The sequence below is a fragment of the uncultured Ellagibacter sp. genome, from assembly GCF_934636505.1.
GTDB lineage: Bacteria > Actinomycetota > Coriobacteriia > Coriobacteriales > Eggerthellaceae > Ellagibacter.
In genome coordinates, this window is the sequence record NZ_CAKUAL010000001.1 from 45,213 (window position 1) to 63,144 (window position 17,932).

The window sequence follows — 17,932 nt, forward strand, 5'->3', positions numbered from 1 at the left end:
AAGAGCGACTCTATAATCCTTGGATGAGACACGACACGAAGGGACAGCACGCGCGATTCCATGGCATTCGACCCGAATAAATTCTTCCTTACACGCGCCGTCAATGGGTGGTGCAATCGCCTCCTGGGCGCGGTGACGGAAGGCGAGCTCGCCGATCAGCCGGCCGAGTATGCTTCGCACCGCACCACGCGCGACTATATATGCAACACGCTCGGCACGAGCGCATGGGGCATGGTGTTCCCCGTCCTCACCATCGTGGTGACGCAGCTCGCGGGCGTTGAGCTCGCCGGCATGTTCTCGCTCGCCTTTGTCACGGGGTCGCTGCTCATGATCCTCGCGAACTACGGCGTGCGCACCTACCAGATTTCCGACCTGGACGAGGCGCACTCGTTCTCGGATTATCAGCTCAACCGCTGGCTCACCTGCGCGGCGATGCTCGTTGTCGGGTGGATATATTGCGCCATCAGGGGTTATGCGGACGAGATGTTCACGATCAGCATGGGCGTGTACGTCTACAAGATGGTCGATGGTTTAGCCGACGTCTACGAGGGGCGCCTCCAGCAGAAGGACAAGCTCTACCTTGCGGGCATCTCCCAGGCGTTTCGCTCGGTGCTCGTGCTCGCGGTGTTCTCCATCGCGCTGTTCGTCACGCGCAGCGTCAGCGTCTCCTGCATCGCAATGGCCGTTGCTGCGGGCATTTCGTTCATCGTGCTCACCTTGCCGCTCGCGATCTGGGAAACGCCCACGTCGGCACGTGCGAGCTTCGACAGCGTCGTCGCGCTTTTCAGGCAGTGCGCCCCGTTGTTCGTCGCGCTGTTCCTCTACTCGCTCATCGACAACATGCCCAAGTTCGTCATGGAGGGCGTGCTTTCCTACGACAACCAGCTCTACTACAACGTGCTCTACTTCCCGGCCATGGGCATCCTGCTCACCGCGCAGCTCATCTACAAGCCGATGCTCGTGAAGATGGCCGCCGTGTGGGCCGACCCCGAGAAGCGCAAGCGCTTCGACATGATCATCGTCGTGATCGTGGCGGTGATCGTGGGTATCACCGTCGTGATGGCGCTCATCATGGGCTGGATTGGCATCACGATTATGAGCTTCCTCTACGGTGTGGACTTCGAGCAGTTCCGCGGGCTTGTGTTCATCATGCTCGCTGCCGGCGGCGTCACTGCCTGCATCGATTTTCTCTATCAGGTGGTCACGGTGCTGCGCCAGCAGCGTACGGTGACGAAGCTTTACCTGATCACGTTCGGGTTCTCGCTGTTCGTTCCGATTCTGCTGGTGAATTTCACGGGGCTGCCGGGCGCCATCATCGGGTACCTCATTGTGATGTGCATCCTGCTTGTGCTTCTGGTTTGGGAATACGGGAAGGTCCGCATGGCCTTGGCCGAGCGCGACAAGCAGGCGGCCGCCGCGCACGCAACGCGCGTGGTCGGGCGCGTCGTGCCGACGGAAGATGTTTCCGCCGAGCGCGAGGGGCCTTCGCGTCCACGTCGCTCCCGCGACGCCTCCGCCGAGTTGCGCACATCTCGCACGCCGCGCCGGTAAGCTTGAGCCGCGGGCCCCTCCTTTCGCCGGCAGGCCGGCCGCACGCCCCCAAGCTCCCGTCTCCAAGTTCTCCTCGCACCCTGCGTCATCTTTCCCTGGTGACGCGTCGCCTTCTCCTGCTCGCGCGTTAAGGGCTGGGGAATTTCTCCGAAAACGCAGGTATTTCGCCGCCGCGACCCGTGCAACCCGCGGCGGGGTGTCTATAATGTCGAACAACACTATAGTCGTCCCCGTTCGCGAAGGAGCATATTCCCCATGGCTTACTACTATGACGAGCCGTCACGCACGTTCAACGAGTATCTTTTGGTGCCTGGTCACACGCCTGCTACGTGCATTCCGGCGTCGGTCAGCCTGAAAACGCCGCTCGTCAAGTATCGCAAGGGCGAAGAGGAGTGCCCGCTTTCGCTGAACATCCCGATGGTGTCCGCTATCATGGCCGCCGTCTCCGACGACAACATGGCCGTGGCCCTTGCCACCGAGGGCGGCCTTTCCTTCATCTACGGCAACCAGACCATCGAGCAGGAAGCCGCCATGGTCAAGCGCGTGAAGGATTACAAGGCCGGGTTCGTCGAGTCTGACGCCAACCTTTCCCCCGATATGACGCTCAATGAGGTCGTCGCGCTGAAGGAGGCCACCGACCACTCCACCATGCCCGTCACCGATGACGGTACGGCGCACGGTAAGCTGCTCGGTGTGGTCACCGAGCGCGATTACCGCCTTTCCCGCATGAGCGGCGACGAGAAGGTTTCCGAGTTCATGACCCCGCGCGAGAAGCTGATTGTGGCGCCGGCGGACACTTCTCTTAAGGTTGCTAACGATATCATCTGGGATCACAAGCTGAACTCGCTGCCGCTCGTGAACGAAGACGACACGCTCGCCTACATGGTGTTCCGCAAGGACTACGATTCCCATAAGTCGAACCCCAATGAGATGCTCGATGCCCACAAGCGCTACATCGTGGGCGCCGGCATCAACTCCCGTGACTACGCCGAGCGCGTTCCCGCGCTGGTCGAGGCGGGCGCCGACGTGCTGTGCATCGACTCTTCCGAGGGCTATTCCGATTGGCAGAAGATGACGATCGAGTGGGTGCGTGAGCACTACGGCGACTCCGTGAAGATCGGCGCCGGCAACGTCGTCGACGGCGAGGGCTTCCGCTTCTTGGCCGAGGCGGGCGCGGACTTCGTGAAGATCGGCATCGGCGGCGGCTCCATCTGTATCACGCGCGAGACTAAGGGCATCGGCCGTGGTCAGGCGACGGCTACCATCGAGGTTGCCAAAGCGCGCGACGAGTACTTCAAGGAAACTGGCATCTACGTGCCGATTTGCTCCGATGGCGGCATCGTCTACGACCACCACATCTCACTGGCCCTGGCTATGGGCGCCGACTTCGTCATGCTCGGCCGTTACTTCGCGCGCTTCGACGAGTCCCCGTCGGCCAAGGTCATGGTGAATGGCACTTACATGAAGGAATACTGGGGCGAGGGTTCCGCTCGCGCCCGCAACTGGGGCCGTTACGACCTGGGCGGCAAGAAGAGCCTGTCGTTCGAAGAGGGCGTCGATTCCTACGTGCCCTACGCTGGCCCGCTTAAGGACAACATTGCGGTCACGTTGCTCAAGATCAAGTCGACCATGTGCAACTGCGGCGCGCTCACCATCCCCGAGTTCCAGGACAAGGCCAAGCTCACGGTGATCAGCTCCACGTCTATCGTCGAGGGCGGCGCGCACGATGTCCTTCTGAAGGACAAGGCTCCCTACGCTTCCAACATGAGGTAAGCGAGCTTCATCGGGCCTTTGATCGGCGGAATAGGCTGCCGCGAGGGAGCCCGATGCTTGGTCTTGACAAGATAGCGGATTGTCGGCGAGCCGGCGGTCCGCTGAGGCATAAAGAAAGCGACCTCCTGGTCGCTTTCTTTATGCCATGACACGAAAACGGTGCGTTTTGGCTCGCTGCTACGCAATCAACTTCTCCGCGAGTCCTGCCCAGGTCACGCGCTCGATCCCTGCGAAATCGGCGGCACTCGGCGCAGGTGCCGCTGCGGCGGCGTCGAGCGCTTTGGCCAAACGTTGCTCGAAAGCGGGCAGATCGTCCGCTACGGGCTCGTCGACGCTCTCCATGCGCGGGGGCTCGACATACCACACGGGCGCCGCGGGGATGTTCGCGGAAATCCAGGGGCGGATGCCGGGCAGGTCGGTCACCACGGCCTTGCATCCGCAGGCGAGCGCCTCGATCACCACGAGCGGCAAGCCCTCGAAAAACGACGGCAGCACGAACACGTCGGAGTTGCGATATATTCCGGCAAGCTGGTTTTGGTCGACCTTTCCTGGGAAGGCGAATCGATAGGGCGACGCATCGGCCTGCTCGCGCAGCTCGGCATATTCGCGCTCGTCGTTATAGCCTCCGACCAGGTTGAACGTAATATCGGGCGGTGCCGTTTCCAACAGTTTCGCGCAGCGGATGAGGCTTTCCACGCCCTTTTTCCGCCAAATCTTGCCGACGTAGAGGAAGCGGGCGGGCGTGCCCTCAACGTGAGGCGTGCGGTTTGTCGGGTTGAAGGGCTTATCATTGTATCCCGAGCCCACAACGCGCACGCGCTTCTCGGGTACGCCGTACATCTCTTCAATCTCGCGCTTCTGCGGTTCGTGCAGTGCAAAGATGCAGTCGAGTGCGCGCACGCCTTCGACGATGAACTCGCGTTCGAGCGAGTGCTTTCCCATCTGGCGCAAATCGGTGCTGTGGCAGATGCCGCGCACGTTCGGGCACGTGAACCCCCTCGCCTCGGCAACCTCGCGTACGCAGCGCACGGCGACGCCGCACGCCAGATACAGGTGGTGGCAGAGCACCACGTCGGGGAACTTCTCCTCGCATGCTTCGCGAATCGCCTGGTCGAAAGCACGTTTGAACTTCTCGCACATCTCGGGCGTCATGTCGCGATAGCGTGTTGCCTCGTATGGCATCTGATCGCTCATGCCGCACACGGGGAAGGGCAGCTCGGGCGTGCGGAAGCGCACGGGATGGAAGACGACGCCTTCGGGGAGGGTCACGTTGTCGGAAATGTCGATGCCGGCAACGAGCGTCACTTCGTGTCCCGCCGACGAAAATGCGCGCACTGTTTCGGCGACGTAGACGCCGCTTCCGGTGCTGTCGGGCTTTTGCGCAGTGATGACCAGGATGTTCATGCGGCGTTTCCTCCCAAAAGCGCGGCAACCCTCCGCGGTCGTCCGCTCACGTAATCTTTGTTGCGTCCTCGGTGACTAAGCTTCGGCGACGTAGGAATCGATCAGGCGTCGCAGCTCGTCGATGCCTGTGCCGTTTGAGGAGGACGTCACCACGAAGGGGATGTCCTTCGGCAAATCGAGCTTCTTGCGGATGGCAGACGCCTGTTTCCCTGCCGCTTGCTTCGAGAGCTTGTCGGCTTTCGTGAGGGCGATCGCGAAGGGAAAGTCGTTTTCCCAGAGGAATTTTGCCATGTGCATGTCGAGCGCCGAGGGATCGTGGCGGATGTCGACGAGCGACACAACCAGGGCGAAGCGTCGGTCTTGGTTGAAGTAGCCCTCGATCAGCTCCGACCAGCGGCCCTTCTCCGACTTCGCTACCTTTGCGTAGCCGTAGCCGGGCAGGTCGACGAAATCGGTGCCGTCGACGTCGTAGAAGTTGATTGTGGCGGTTTTGCCCGGCGTTTGCGACACCTTGGCCAGGCCCTTTCGGTACATGAGCTTGTTCAAAAGGGATGATTTCCCCACGTTCGAGCGCCCGGCGAACGAGACTTCGGGGCGGGTCGACTCGGGAATCTGCGACGAGGTGCCGTAAGCTGCCTTGAACGATGCGATGTGATAATTCATGGGGATGCCTCTCTTTACGCGTATGCACTCATGGTATCAGAAAGCGGCCGCGCCTTGACCTCGCGACCCGACCGAGGGCTCTTCGGCGGCGTCCACAATGCGAGTTCCGCAGCGCAGCGAGGACTGTCTGATCGACTGGGCGTTGCTGTAGAGCCCCTCAAATTGTCCCCCTCATGCTTCTCGCGGCGGCGCGCCAAACTCGGACCTTTCGGGTATACTCGATATCATTCAGGGGAAAGCGAGCGAAAGTAGGTTTGCAAACATGCCTTCCTACACGGTTTGCATAGTCGAAGACAACGCAGAGTGCGCGGCGGCGCTCATCGACAGGGTTGCGGCTTCGCCTTTCTCGGAAGGCTTGGTCATACACGAGATGGCTTCCCGCGCCGAACTCGAGTCCTTCGTCTCCGAAGGCCGCGCAATCGACATTCTCATCACCGACATCAACTTGGGGACTGACGCCGCAGACGGCATCTCCATGGTGCGTGACCTGTTCCCGACGGGCTCGAAAACCCAGGTCATCTACGCAACTGGTTACATCGAGTACTGTACGCCCGTCTATGAAACGCAACACGTGTACTTCCTGGTTAAGCCCATCAGGCAAAGCGCCCTCGACGACGCCCTGAAAAAGGCGCTGGAGAATCTTGCGGGTCAAAATGTGCAGGATGGGCAGACCGAACAGGTGGGTCAGGGCGCGCGTGCCGATGTCCCCCCGAAATCGTTCCCCTGCGCGCTCACATTCAATGTGCGCGGTCGGACGATTGTGGTCGACGCCGATCGCATCGAGTATCTGGAAAGCGAGCGCCGCAAGCTGCGGTTGCACACCGACGGCGGTGTTATGGAAGTGTACTGCTCGCTCGCAGATGCTCAGGCCATGCTGCCCGAAGGATTCGTGCGGTGCCATAAGAGCTTCGTGGTGAATCTTGCCGACGTTGTGGAAATCGGCAAAGACGACATTCTTGCGAAATCCGGCTCGCGCGTTCCTATGAGCCAGAAACGGCGCCACGAGGTGAAAGAGGCGCTGCTCGATTACCTGAAAGCGCGAGCGTAGGAAGATGGACGTTCTGGCGTTCGGTCTGCCTTGGGAAAACATCGTTGTCGATTTAGTTGGGTACCTACCGGTTCAGATCTTGTACGGCTACGTGATGACGCGGCTTTTGGACATCCCGCGCCCGGCCCTCTTCGTGGTGGCGTATTCCATCTGCTCCTTTTTGGTGGTGCCGTTTTCCTCGCTGATCGGCATGCCCCTTTTCGGCCTGATGGAGGCTCTGCTCTGCGCGACCCCTGCGCTTTTAGCGCGCGATAGGGCGCTTCACTGCGTGATTATCGTCGCATCGTCGATCGTCGCCGTTGCCATCGCTTACCTCGCATTCCTTCTCCTTTGGATGCTTGTCGCTGACGATTCCTTCAGCTACCAGGAGAAATACGCGCGACTTGCCGGCTATGCGGTGGCGTCCGGTCTCCATCTGATCGTGCTCGACGCGCTGTTCGTGCTGCTCCGTCGCACCCAAAGCCGGTGGCTGACCCCCGAAGTGAAGCGCTATACCGGTGAGGGAACGAAGTACTTTATATGGTTTCCCCTGCTCCAAGTGCCTTTCTTGCTGATTGCGCTTATAGGCATTGGAACGGCCGCCGCGTGGAACCCGCTGCTTGTCGTGGGCGTTCTGCTCATGGGCGTCTTCTTTCTCGTGTCCGACCTTGTCCTGTTCCGCGCGATCGACGACTTCGTGCTCGAACAGTTTGAGGCTCTTCGCATCGAGGTCCTCGAACGGCAGCTCGACGAAGAACTCAAGCTGTTCGACGACCTTTCCGCCCTTCTCGAGAATTCCGCTCAACTACGCCACGACCTGCACAACCATCTGCAGATTATCGAGATGCTCGCGTCGCGTGGTGAATTCGACGTCGCCCGCGAGCATGTTCGCAATCTTCTTGGGGAAATCGAGAGCATGGACGCCCGAGATGGCTCGGTAATCCTTCGCTCTAAGGCCGCCCTTTCTGCCGCATCGCCGCTTTGCGAACCCGCCGCATTGTCGAGCGATAGGGCGTAGGGTCAGGTGAATGCTATGGACGCGCTTTCCGTTATCTCTCTTTCGCTTACCGTTGCCGTGCTGGTCGCGATGACGGTGAAGGCCGCCATCCTGTGCCGCCGACTGACCCGCACGTCGTCTCGCTACCTGCTATCTTGCATGTTGTTCCCCGCAAGCCAGATCGTCTGCGTGGCTGGAATCGCGGCGGCGACGATGCTCCTCCGCCTGAGTCCGGCGACGCTCTTCTTGGCGCTTACGCTGGGCGTGGCATGCATCCCCCTCGATTCATTGCTGTTCACCGCGCTGGGGAAGGCCGAGCATGCCGATGCCCTTCGCGAACAGGCGCGCCTGCTCGAGGCGCAGATCGACGCCGAGCGCATGGGCGCTCGCGGGCTTGTCTCCGTGGGAAACGAGGCGCGCGACATCCGCAGGAAGATCGCCGAGCAGCTTCACGAACTCGATGCGCAGCTTTCCCGAGGAGAAGTCGCCTCAAGTGGGCAGCGCGTGGACGAGATCATCGTGCTTGCGGGCAGGAAATCGCTGCGCGTGTGCGACCATGTCGCCCTCGATGCGCTGATGTCGCTCAAGATGCGGGAATTCAAGGCGAAGGGCGTCAACATGGAGTGCTCGCTGAAGGTTCCTGCCGAGGTGTCGATTTCCAACTCCGAGCTGTGCGCCCTCGTGTCGAACATGCTCGACAACGCGCTCAACGCCTGTGAAGATGTCGACCGCGGCAAGCGCTTCGTGGTTTTCAGGGCTTCCGTCAAAGGTTCGTACCTCGTGCTCGATATGCGCAACAGCAAGTCGGCGTCGGAAGGGGGCGAGGGTCGTGAAACGACGCGCCGCGGAATTCTCGGCAGAATCAGGTTCGCCGAGGAGCAGACGAGCGGCGGCTCCCTCGCTGAGCACGGTTGGGGACTGTCCGTCATCGATACAATCGTGCAGCGCTACGACGGGGCGGTTTCCCTCGAACGCTCCAAGGGTGGGTTCCGCATGTCGGTAATGGTCGACCTAGCGGCGCAAACGTAGCCGGCGAGCGCTCTGGATGCGCTACAATATATAGTCGCGTTTTTACCCAGCGAGAATGAAAACGAGAAGGCAGCAACCATGAAAGCTTACAACCCGCATGAGATCGAACCGCGTTGGCAGAAGGCGTGGGACGAATCAGGTCTGAATACCGTTCGAGAAGACGAGTCGAAGCCCAAAAAGTACGTGCTCGAGATGTTCCCCTATCCTTCAGGCGACATCCACATGGGGCACGTGCGCAACTACACGATCGGCGACGTGATTGCCCGCTACTCGAAGATGCGCGGCTTCGATGTGCTTCATCCCATGGGATGGGACGCTTTCGGTCTGCCGGCCGAGAATGCCGCCATCAAGCACCACAGTCACCCCGCAAAATGGACGTATGCGAACATCGAGACGCAGAAGGCGTCCTTCAAGCGCATGGGCCTGTCCTATGATTGGGACCGTACGGTCGTTGCGTGCGACCCCGAGTACTATCGTTGGGGCCAGTGGATCTTCCTGCAGTTCTGGAAACGCGGGCTTGTCGAGCGCCGCGAGTCTCCGGTGAACTGGTGCCCCAACTGCAAGACCGTTCTCGCAAACGAGCAGGTCACGGAAGGTGAATGCTGGCGCTGCCACGGCGCTGTCGAGAAGCGCGATCTCACGCAGTGGTACTTCAAGATCACCGACTACGCGCAGGAGCTGCTCGATGACCTCGATCAGCTCGACGGCTGGCCCGAGCGCGTGAAGCAGATGCAGTCCAACTGGATCGGCCGTTCGGAAGGCGCCGAGGTCGACTTCGAGCTCCTTCCCGCCGAGGGTAAAGACGACGGCCAGACGATCACCGTGTTCACGACGCGCCCCGACACGCTCTTCGGATGCAGCTTCTTCCTGCTCGCTCCCGAGAGCAAGCTCGTGCCCGAGCTCGTTGCCGGCACGGAATACGAAGCTGAAGTCATGGCGCTCGTGGAGGCAGCTTCCAAGGTGAGCGCCGTCGAGCGCGCCCAGGGCGACCGCGAGAAGCACGGCGCGTTCACTGGCCGCTACGTCGTGAACCCCGTGAACGGCGAGAAAGTCCCCGTGTGGGTCGCCGACTACATCGTGGCCGACTACGGCACCGGCGCGGTCATGGCCGTCCCGTGCGGCGACCAGCGCGACTTCGAGTTCGCCCGCAAGTACGACCTGCCCATCATCCCCATCATCTTGGGCGAGGACGATGCGCTCTATCCGCAGCTCAAAGACGAGCAGAATCGCGTCGTCACCACGGTCGACTGGGAGAAATCCTACGAGGCCGAGGGTAAGCTCGTGCAGTCTGGCAAGTACACCGGCATGGTCGGCGGCAAGCATTCGCCCGCCGTCGACGCGATCATCGGCGACTTGGAGGCCGCGGGCAAGGGGAAGAAGTCGGTGCAGTTCCGCCTGCGCGACTGGCTCATCTCTCGCCAGCGCTACTGGGGAAACCCCATTCCCGCCATCTACTGCGACACGTGCGGACTCGTGCCGGTTCCCGAAGAGGACCTGCCCGTCACGCTCCCGAAGGATATTGATCTTTCCGCAGGTGAGACGCTCGCCACGCATGAGGAGTTCGCGAAATGCACGTGCCCGAAGTGCGGTGGCCCTGCGCGCCGCGAGACGGACACGATGGACACGTTCACATGCTCGAGCTGGTATTACCTGCGCTACACCGACCCGCACAACACCGAGCTGCCCTTCGCCCCCGAGAAGGCGAACCGCTGGATGCCCGTCGACCAGTACATCGGCGGCATTGAGCACGCGATCCTGCATCTCCTCTACAGCCGCTTCTTCACGAAGGTGCTGCGCGATATGGGCATGGTCGACTTCGATGAGCCTTTCAAGAACCTGCTGTGCCAGGGTATGGTGCTCGACGAGCACGGCGACGTCATGAGCAAGTCGAAGGGCAACGTGATTTCGCCCGAGGACATGATCGCAGGTTACGGCGCCGATGCCGTGCGTGCGTACATCCTGTTCATGGCCCCGCCCGACAAGGAGCTGCAGTGGAATGAGGATGGCCTTGCGGGCATGTACAAGTTCCTGAACCGCGTGTGGCGCATGGTCGGCGACTTGGCCGGCGTCGCGGGGGAAGACACGCTCTACCAGGAAGGCGGCAAGCTGACCGCCGCTGAGGCCGCGAAGGTGCTCGTGCGCGAGCGTCATCGCGTGTGCGGCAAGGTGGTCGAGGACTTCGACCGTAACAACTTCAACACCGCCATCGCCGCCATCATGGAGCTCGCGAACGCGACGGGCGATTTCCTGCATGCGGCATCCGCCGAGGAGCGCGCGGCAAACGCCGAGTTCAAGGCGCTTTCGACCGATATCGCCGAGGTGCTCGTGAAGCTGCTCTCGCCGATTTGCCCGCATTGGTCCGAGGAGCTGTGGCACACGGTGCTCGGCCACGAGGGCAGCGTGCACGTCGAGCCGTGGCCTGAGTTCGACCCCGAGAAGGCGAAGGCCGACGAGGTGGAGCTCGCGGTGCAGGTGAACGGCAAGGTGAAGGCGAAGATCACGGTTGCCGCCGACGCCGCGGAGGAAGACGTGAAGGCCCAGGCGCTTGAAGCCGTCTCCCAGGCCATCGAGGGCAAGGACGTGAAGAAGGTCGTCGTCGTCAAGGGACGTTTGGTGAACATCGTCGCGAAATAAACCTCAAAAGAGGATTGTCGCGTTACAATCGTTTCGTTGACAAGCTCCGCTGATCACTTGCTAGGCGGCGGATTGAATGGGAAATCGGGGGTCGGCAGTTTCAGCTGCCGACCCTTCTTTGTCCTCTCGCAGTTTGGAAGGCATCGAAGTGATAGCTGCATGATTAAGGCGTTGTTGAAAATACTGTGCACCTGCATTGCCGCCGTGGCGATCGTCGTCGGCGCGACGAATGCGCTGGTGGTCCTCACGACGAAGGATGATATCGTGAGCGTCGACGAGGCTTCGGGCTATCAAGCCGATGCGATCGTCGTGCTTGGCGCGTCGGTGTTCGCCGATGGTACGCCGTCGACGATTCTGCAGGACCGCCTCGATTGCGGCATCGCGCTCTACAAGGCGGGGGCCGCGTCCAAGATCATCATGTCGGGCGACAACAGCACCGAGCACTACAACGAGTGCGCGGCAATGAAGCGCTATGCGATCTCGCAAGGCGTGCCTTCCGAGGACATCTTCTGCGACCACGCGGGTTTTTCCACCTACGAGAGCATGTATCGCGCGAAAAATGTGTTTGGTTGCTCGCGTGTTGTGGTCGCCACGCAGACCTACCATCTCTACCGCGCGCTTTACTCGGCGCACGCCCTGGGAGTCGATGCGATCGGCGTGGCGAGCGACTATCGCAGCTACGGCAAGCAGACCTGGTACGATGTGCGTGAGATTCCTGCGCGCACGAAGGATTTCTTCAAGGCGCTCTTCGATGTGCCCTCGACGTACGTGGGCGAGCCGATTTCGCTCGACCAATCGGGCGACGTCACGGGGTAGGTGCGGCTGGCTGCTGAAGACGGCTGCAAACGGCGACTTCGGGAAAGCGGCGCGCGCCTACAGCTCGACGGCCTTGAGCATGTCGATGAGCTCCTGCTTTTTATGCACGTCGAGCTTCGCGTAGATGCGCTTGCTGTGCGTGCGGATGGTGTTTTCCGACACGATGAGCTCCTCGGCGGTGCGCGCGACGGTGTACCCGCGCGCGATGTACTCCATGACCTCCGTTTCGCGCGCGCTCAGGCGATATTGCTCGCGAAGGACTTGCGCCTGCTTGGAGAGGCGGTCTGTCAGCTCGAAGTCGCCTTCGAAATTGCGCCTGCCGCGTTCGCGCGGGGCATCTGCCTGCGAGGTGGGGCTGCCGCTGTGAATGTTCGCGTCGCGACGGCTCCCATCAGGTTGGCCAGCGCTGTGCCTACTCTCATCAGGCTGGCCGCTGTCGCGACCGTCGAGCATGATGAGCTCGATGTTCTCGGCGGATGGGTCGTGTCGAAGGATTCGCTTGAAGCCGCCTTGGCCGATGAAGAACATGAATCCCAGAAGGTACAGCGACACGAGCGCGGTCGTCGCCAAGGGGTCGATGCCCAAAATGCGCACCTGCTCGGAGAAAGTTCCCGCAAGAAATCCCACGTCGTGAAGGGTATACACGATGCCGCCGAAGAAGCCGTAGATAAAGACCGGGTTGATGCCGCGGTCGCGCGAGGCCTGGGCGCATTGGATCATCATGAGCATGATGACCACGCTGTAGACCGCGTAGAGGATCGCGGCCTGCCATCGGGCATACTCAAGCGACGAGAAGGGCAGAAGGAGAAACGACGTGATCACGAAGGGGAACGCCACGCGGTAGAGCCCGACGACGTTGAACCGCACGCTCTTCACCTTCCACAGCGCAAGCATGGCGGTGGCGCCCACGAACGAGGCGGCCATCGAAAGCATGTTCACGAGCGACCCGACTTGGGGCTCGCCGATTGCGAGCGCACGCATGATGCCGGTGCAGAAGCCGATGGCGCCGACGCAGAGGGCGCTTCGCCAGTAATCGCGGATCACGGCGCGATACACCGTCGGGTTCTCGTGCGGCACGTCCTCGAACATCGGCTGGTCAAGGTCGATCTCGCGGCTTTTCAACACGATGGCCAGGCCGAACAGCGGCATGAAGATCAAGGGGATGAGAAACGCGGTCACCGCTTGGGGGATAGCGTAGAGCCCGAAGTACATGATGGCGCCGTACACCGTGCCTCGGGTGAGGTCGAGGTTTCCGCGGTCGGAGTCGAAGCTTGCAAACAGGCGTTGCCACAGCATGTAGAAGCCAGCCGACCCGAGTCCCAAAAACGCACCACCAACAATGACGAGCGGAAGGGCCGCGCGGTCGATATAGATCGCGGCGATAAGACAGCACCATCCCAGAAGGTAGGGAATGCAGGCGAGCCTCACGAGAAACCGGCGCGTCGGCCCTGGCAGGAAGTACACGCCCACGGCGCTCGCGAAGTAACACAGCGAGAACACGAGCGACTGGGTGAGGAAGAACCAGAAGATGATCTCAGGCGTTTGGAAATCCAGGGGAAGGAACGGGAACACGCCGCCCCAAACGCCCGCGGCATTGATCGCAAGGAAGAGCGCATATCCCAGCGAGGCCACGTTCGGGCGTGCAAGATATGTCAGCGCGGTTCTGGCCACGTTCCTCCTCGGGTCACTCCGCGGTTGTCGTTCTGGTGCAGAGACGTATGTCGATGGCGCTGCGAGTTGCTTCAGTATAGCAATCGCTGCGGAAACATCGGTCTGCAATAGTCGCATAACTATACTTACATGAGACGAAATTGTCACATATTGCAGTCACATGCAAGCGTTTGACCTGCGATAATTCACAATTCGCACGTTTTATGTGACACGAGGGGCAGCGAAAGAAGATATTGTGTTCCGTGTTGAGGCGCGTTCTTATGACGAGATACCACAACGAGAGGACGAGAGGACGCGCGCGGGAGTGGGACGGGAGCCACGCTCGCGATTCGAGGCGAGCGCACGGCTCGCCCTTTCTCAGGGGAAGCGATAGGAAGGGAGAATGAAATGCCAAACATGAACGTAAACCGTCGCACGTTCGTCAAGACGGCGGGTGCCCTCGGCGCCCTGGCGGCCGTCGGCGGAACTGCGGCGACGGGCTCTCTGTTCGAGCCGACAACGCCGGCTTTCGCCGAGGCGCCCGATGAGATCCACTGGTCTCAGTGCAACGTGAACTGCGGTGGAAACTGCATCTTCCAGTGGCATTCCAAGGACGGCAAAATCCAGTACATGGAAACCGACAACCTCGGGAGCACGGACCTGCAGGCCCGTGCCTGCTTGAGGGGTCGTGCCATGCGCCGCTGGTTGAACAGCCCCGATCGCTTGATGTACCCCATGAAGCGAGTGGGCAAGCGCGGTGAGGGCAAGTTCGAGCGAATCAGCTGGGACGAGGCCATCGACATCATCGTGGAGAAGCTGAAAACGACGATTGACAAATACGGCAACGAGGCAATCTATATCAACTACGCAACGGGAATGTACAGCGCGACGGGCCGCGTGCCTATCCAGCGCCTCATGTCCCTGCTTGGCGGCTATGTGAACCAGGGTTACGACTACTCCACCCATATGCTTCAGGCAGTTATGCCCTACATGTACGGCAGCGCGAGCAACATCGCCGACCCGAAAACAGGCCTCCACAAAACGTTGGGGAAGAAGGCGACCAAGTTCAGTCCGTATGACAATGTGAACGCAAGCTCCTTCTCCGAGGCTGAAGCGCACTCCGACCTCGTGGTCATGTTCGGCAACAGCCCTGCCGAGACGCGAATGGGCGGCGCAAATGCCGTTTGGGATTTCGCTCGCGTCCGCGAAGCCGTTACTGCACGCGGCGGTAAAATCGTCAACATCGACTTCCGCCTGAACGAATCCTCCTCGGGTCATCCCGATGAGTGGCTCCCTATTCGCCCGGGCACCGACGCCGCTCTTGCGTCGGCCATCGCCTACGAGTGGATCAAGGGCGATAAGATCGACAAGGAATTCCTCGACAAGTACTGCGTCGGCTACGATGACGATACGATGCCCGAGTCCGCAAAGGGTCAGAACAAGTCCTACAAGGACTACATTATGGGCACTGGCTACGACAAAATCGAGAAGACTCCCGAATGGGCGGCTCCGATCACCCAGATTCCGGCAAACAAGATACGCGAACTTGCCGACACGATCGCTTCGGCAAAAGCGCCGTTCATCTGCCAGGGATGGGGATCTCAACGCCATACCAACGGCGAGGACACCACGCGCGCCATCTGCATGCTTCCTATTCTAATCGGGGAAATCGGTCTGCCCGGCACCAACACCGGCCAGCGCGAAGCGGAGCCCCCGACGTATCTGGTGGGCAAGATTCCCTTCACGAACCCGATTAAGACGACGCTCCCCGTGTACCAGTGGGTCAACGCGATCGATCATGGCCACAAGATGACCGCGACGAACGCTGGAATTATGGGCGCTGAAAAACTCGGCAGCGACCTTAAATTCATCTGGAACTATGCGGGGAACTGCCTGACAAACCAGCATGGCGACATCAACTACACCCACGAGATCCTCTCCGATGAGAGCAAGTGCGAGTTCATCTTGGTGTGGGATACCGTCATGACCGACTCCGCGAAGTATGCCGACCTGCTTCTGCCCGACGCGATGCGCTCCGAGCAGATGAACTTGCAGACGCAGGGCTACTCCGAGTATTACACCGCTGTCGTTGTCGGAACCCCAGCTCAAGAGCCGCCGGGAGAGTGCCGCAGCAACTACGATGTGTGCGCCGACATCGCCGAGCGCTTCGGGCTTCGGGAAGAGTTCACCGAGGGCCGCACGCACGACGACTGGGTCGAGTACCTGTACAAGAAGGGTGCCCAAGCGGACGACAAGATGCCGAGCTGGGAGCAGATCAAGGAGCAGGGCGTTTATAAGCGTGCGCTCGAGCCGGCGATCGGCCTCAAGAGCTTCCGCGACGACCCGGATGAGCACCCCCTGGCGACGCCGTCGGGCAAGATCGAGATCTACTCGGAAACGCTTGCGGGCCTGAACGATACTTGGGAACTCGCCGAGGATGAAGTCATCAATCCGATTCCGGTCTTTTCTGAAGGCTTCCATGGCTACGGAAGCGTGACCAGCGAGTTCCCGCTCTACTGCTCGGGATTCCACCACAAGAGCCGCACCCATAGCTCGTTCGGCTTCATCGAGGAGCTCGAGAAGGTCGCTCGCCAGCAGCTGTGGATCAACCCCGCCGACGCGGAGCCGCGCAACATCATGGACGGCGACATGCTTGCCGTTAAGAGCCCCGTTGGCGAAATCCGCATCGAGGCGAAGGTCACCCCGCGCATCGTTCCCGGCACTGTCGGCATCCCGCAAGGCGCATGGCATAAGGCGGACATGTTCGGCGACAAGATCGACACGGGTGGATGTGTGAACACGCTGACCGCCTACAAACCGTCGCCCCTTGCGAAGGGCAACGGGACTGCTCACTCGATGATCGTCCAGGTTTCGAAGGCGTAAGGGGGTAGATGAGAATGACGCAGTACGGATTTTATTTCGACAGCACGCGCTGCACCGGATGCCGCACGTGCGAGATAGCCTGCAAGGATTACAAGGATTTGGGCGTCGATTTCGCGTATCGACATGTGTACGACTGCGAAGGCGGCGACTGGCAGATGCAATCTGACGGCACCTACACGCAGGATTGCTTCGTCTACCACGTGTCGCTGGGCTGCCAGCATTGCGACGACCCCGCTTGCGTGAAGGTGTGCCCGACCACTGCGATGCATAAGGATGCGAGCACGGGCCTGGTCTCGGTCGACGAGCGCAAGTGCATCGGTTGCGGCTACTGCCACATGGCGTGCCCCTACAATGCGTCGAAGGTCGATCGCGAAAAGGGCCACAGCGTGAAATGCAACGGCTGTGCGGAACGCGTGGCCGAGGGGAAGAACCCCATCTGCGTGGACGCCTGCCCGCTTCGCGCCCTCGACTTCGGCCCTATCGAGGACATTCGCAAGAAGTACGACGGTGTCGACTCCGTGCCTCCTCTGCCCGACGCGAGCTATACCCACCCGAACATTGTCGTGAAAAAATGCCCTGCCGCCGCGCGCGCTAAAAATGTCGCCGGTCTGGTGGCTAATCCCCTGGAGGTGATGTAGCATGCAGTTTTCCGTTGCTGAGCTGCCTTTGGCGCTTTTCACCACGCTGGCGCCGCTGGGTGCGGGCGCATTCATCGCCCTTGCGTGCGCTTTCTTCACCACGAGTTTCTCGGACGAGCAGCTAAAGAAGATCGATCGCGGCACCATCATCCCGCTCGCGATCGTGATTGCTGGCTTCATCTGCGCGTTCTTCCACCTGGCCAGCCCGATGAACGCCCCCTCGGTGTTTTTGGGCGCGGGTTCCCCGATGTCCAACGAGATCATCGCGGGCTGTGTGTTCGCGATTGTCACCATCGTGTACGTGATCGTTGCGAACGCGGGCAAGCTTTGCGGTTCTGCGCGTAAGGGCTTCGCTGCCGTTGTGGCCGTGCTTGCCGTAATCTTCGCCATCTTCACCGGCTTGGCGTACGTCATGAGCACCATCGCAACTTGGGACACGCCGCTCGTTCCCGTGCAGATGCTCGGCTTCGCGCTCGTCGGCGGTGCTGCCACTGCGGCGCTCGTGCTTGCAAGTGCGGGCGCGTGGGCCGATGCGTGCAAGGGGTCTTTCAAGTCTGCCATCATCGGGTTCGCCGTTGTGGGCGCCGTGCTCGCCATCGTGGGTCTGGCCGGTCAGCTTGCCATGGCCTCCGGTATGGAGAACGCGCTTGTTTCCGGCTCTGAGCTGGTCTCCGGCGCCCTCCTTCCCGCCGTCATCGGCCTGGCGCTTATCGTGGTCGCGGCAGCGTTCGTCTTCGTCTCCGTGAAGAAGGAAGCTGCAACCGGCCTTGCTGCAGCGGCTGTCATCGCGGCTTTGGTGGGCATCTTCTTGGCTCGCATGGCGTTCTACGCAATCCAGATGTCGGTGGGCATCTACTTCGGATAGCG

The 17,932-nt window shown here is 60.9% G+C and carries 13 protein-coding genes; 10 read left to right on the forward strand and 3 right to left on the reverse strand.

Annotated elements, in window-relative coordinates:
• Window positions 1–60: 60 nt before the first annotated feature.
• Both Q0G18_RS00190 and Q0G18_RS00195 read left to right on the forward strand, forming a co-directional pair.
• Complete coding sequence (locus Q0G18_RS00190; protein ID WP_297148345.1) at window positions 61–1,551, forward strand: lipopolysaccharide biosynthesis protein; 1,491 nt, start codon at window positions 61–63, stop codon at window positions 1,549–1,551.
• A gap of 255 nt (window positions 1,552–1,806) precedes the next feature.
• Window positions 1,807–3,324, forward strand: coding sequence for an IMP dehydrogenase (locus tag Q0G18_RS00195; protein WP_297148346.1), 1,518 nt, complete (start codon window positions 1,807–1,809; stop codon window positions 3,322–3,324).
• Window positions 3,325–3,501: 177 nt separating this feature from the next.
• On the opposite strand, the gene Q0G18_RS00200 is transcribed toward Q0G18_RS00195, so the two are convergent.
• Together Q0G18_RS00200 and yihA are read right to left on the reverse strand one after the other, a co-directional pair.
• The gene (locus tag Q0G18_RS00200; protein WP_297148348.1) at window positions 3,502–4,728 is read right to left on the reverse strand and encodes a glycosyltransferase family 4 protein; all 1,227 of its coding nucleotides are present in this window, start codon (window positions 4,726–4,728) and stop codon (window positions 3,502–3,504) included.
• Between the two features lie 75 nt (window positions 4,729–4,803).
• Complete coding sequence (yihA, locus tag Q0G18_RS00205; RefSeq protein ID WP_297148349.1) at window positions 4,804–5,391, reverse strand: ribosome biogenesis GTP-binding protein YihA/YsxC; 588 nt, start codon at window positions 5,389–5,391, stop codon at window positions 4,804–4,806.
• 262 nt (window positions 5,392–5,653) lie between these two features.
• Here yihA and Q0G18_RS00210 point away from each other — a divergent pair, with 262 nt between their 5' ends.
• From Q0G18_RS00210 to Q0G18_RS00230, 5 genes are all read left to right on the forward strand, one after another.
• Complete coding sequence (locus Q0G18_RS00210) at window positions 5,654–6,439, forward strand: LytTR family DNA-binding domain-containing protein (protein WP_297148351.1); 786 nt, start codon at window positions 5,654–5,656, stop codon at window positions 6,437–6,439.
• A gap of 4 nt (window positions 6,440–6,443) precedes the next feature.
• Window positions 6,444–7,436 (forward strand): hypothetical protein, encoded by a 993-nt coding sequence (locus tag Q0G18_RS00215; RefSeq protein ID WP_297148353.1) that lies wholly within the window; start codon window positions 6,444–6,446, stop codon window positions 7,434–7,436.
• Window positions 7,437–7,451: 15 nt separating this feature from the next.
• Window positions 7,452–8,444, forward strand: coding sequence for an ATP-binding protein (locus tag Q0G18_RS00220; RefSeq protein ID WP_297148355.1), 993 nt, complete (start codon window positions 7,452–7,454; stop codon window positions 8,442–8,444).
• 78 nt (window positions 8,445–8,522) lie between these two features.
• Window positions 8,523–11,078: a leucine--tRNA ligase gene (gene leuS, locus Q0G18_RS00225; protein WP_297148357.1), complete on the forward strand. Its 2,556-nt coding sequence runs from the start codon at window positions 8,523–8,525 to the stop codon at window positions 11,076–11,078.
• 159 nt (window positions 11,079–11,237) lie between these two features.
• Complete coding sequence (locus Q0G18_RS00230; protein WP_297148358.1) at window positions 11,238–11,894, forward strand: ElyC/SanA/YdcF family protein; 657 nt, start codon at window positions 11,238–11,240, stop codon at window positions 11,892–11,894.
• A 57-nt stretch (window positions 11,895–11,951) separates the two neighbouring features.
• Here the strand turns inward: Q0G18_RS00230 and Q0G18_RS00235 are convergent, their stop codons facing one another.
• Window positions 11,952–13,565 (reverse strand): LuxR family transcriptional regulator, encoded by a 1,614-nt coding sequence (locus tag Q0G18_RS00235; RefSeq protein WP_297148359.1) that lies wholly within the window; start codon window positions 13,563–13,565, stop codon window positions 11,952–11,954.
• Between the two features lie 396 nt (window positions 13,566–13,961).
• Between Q0G18_RS00235 and Q0G18_RS00240 the strand changes: the two genes are divergently transcribed.
• The 3 genes from Q0G18_RS00240 to Q0G18_RS00250 are packed head-to-tail and all read left to right on the forward strand — an operon-like array spanning window position 13,962 to window position 17,930.
• Entirely contained in the window at window positions 13,962–16,427 is a 2,466-nt protein-coding gene (locus Q0G18_RS00240) for a molybdopterin-dependent oxidoreductase (protein ID WP_297148377.1), read from the forward strand.
• A gap of 14 nt (window positions 16,428–16,441) precedes the next feature.
• Window positions 16,442–17,065 (forward strand): DMSO/selenate family reductase complex B subunit, encoded by a 624-nt coding sequence (locus Q0G18_RS00245; RefSeq protein WP_297148379.1) that lies wholly within the window; start codon window positions 16,442–16,444, stop codon window positions 17,063–17,065.
• Window position 17,066: 1 nt separating this feature from the next.
• Window positions 17,067–17,930: a DmsC/YnfH family molybdoenzyme membrane anchor subunit gene (locus tag Q0G18_RS00250; protein WP_297148361.1), complete on the forward strand. Its 864-nt coding sequence runs from the start codon at window positions 17,067–17,069 to the stop codon at window positions 17,928–17,930.
• The last annotated feature ends 2 nt before the right edge of the window (window positions 17,931–17,932 follow it).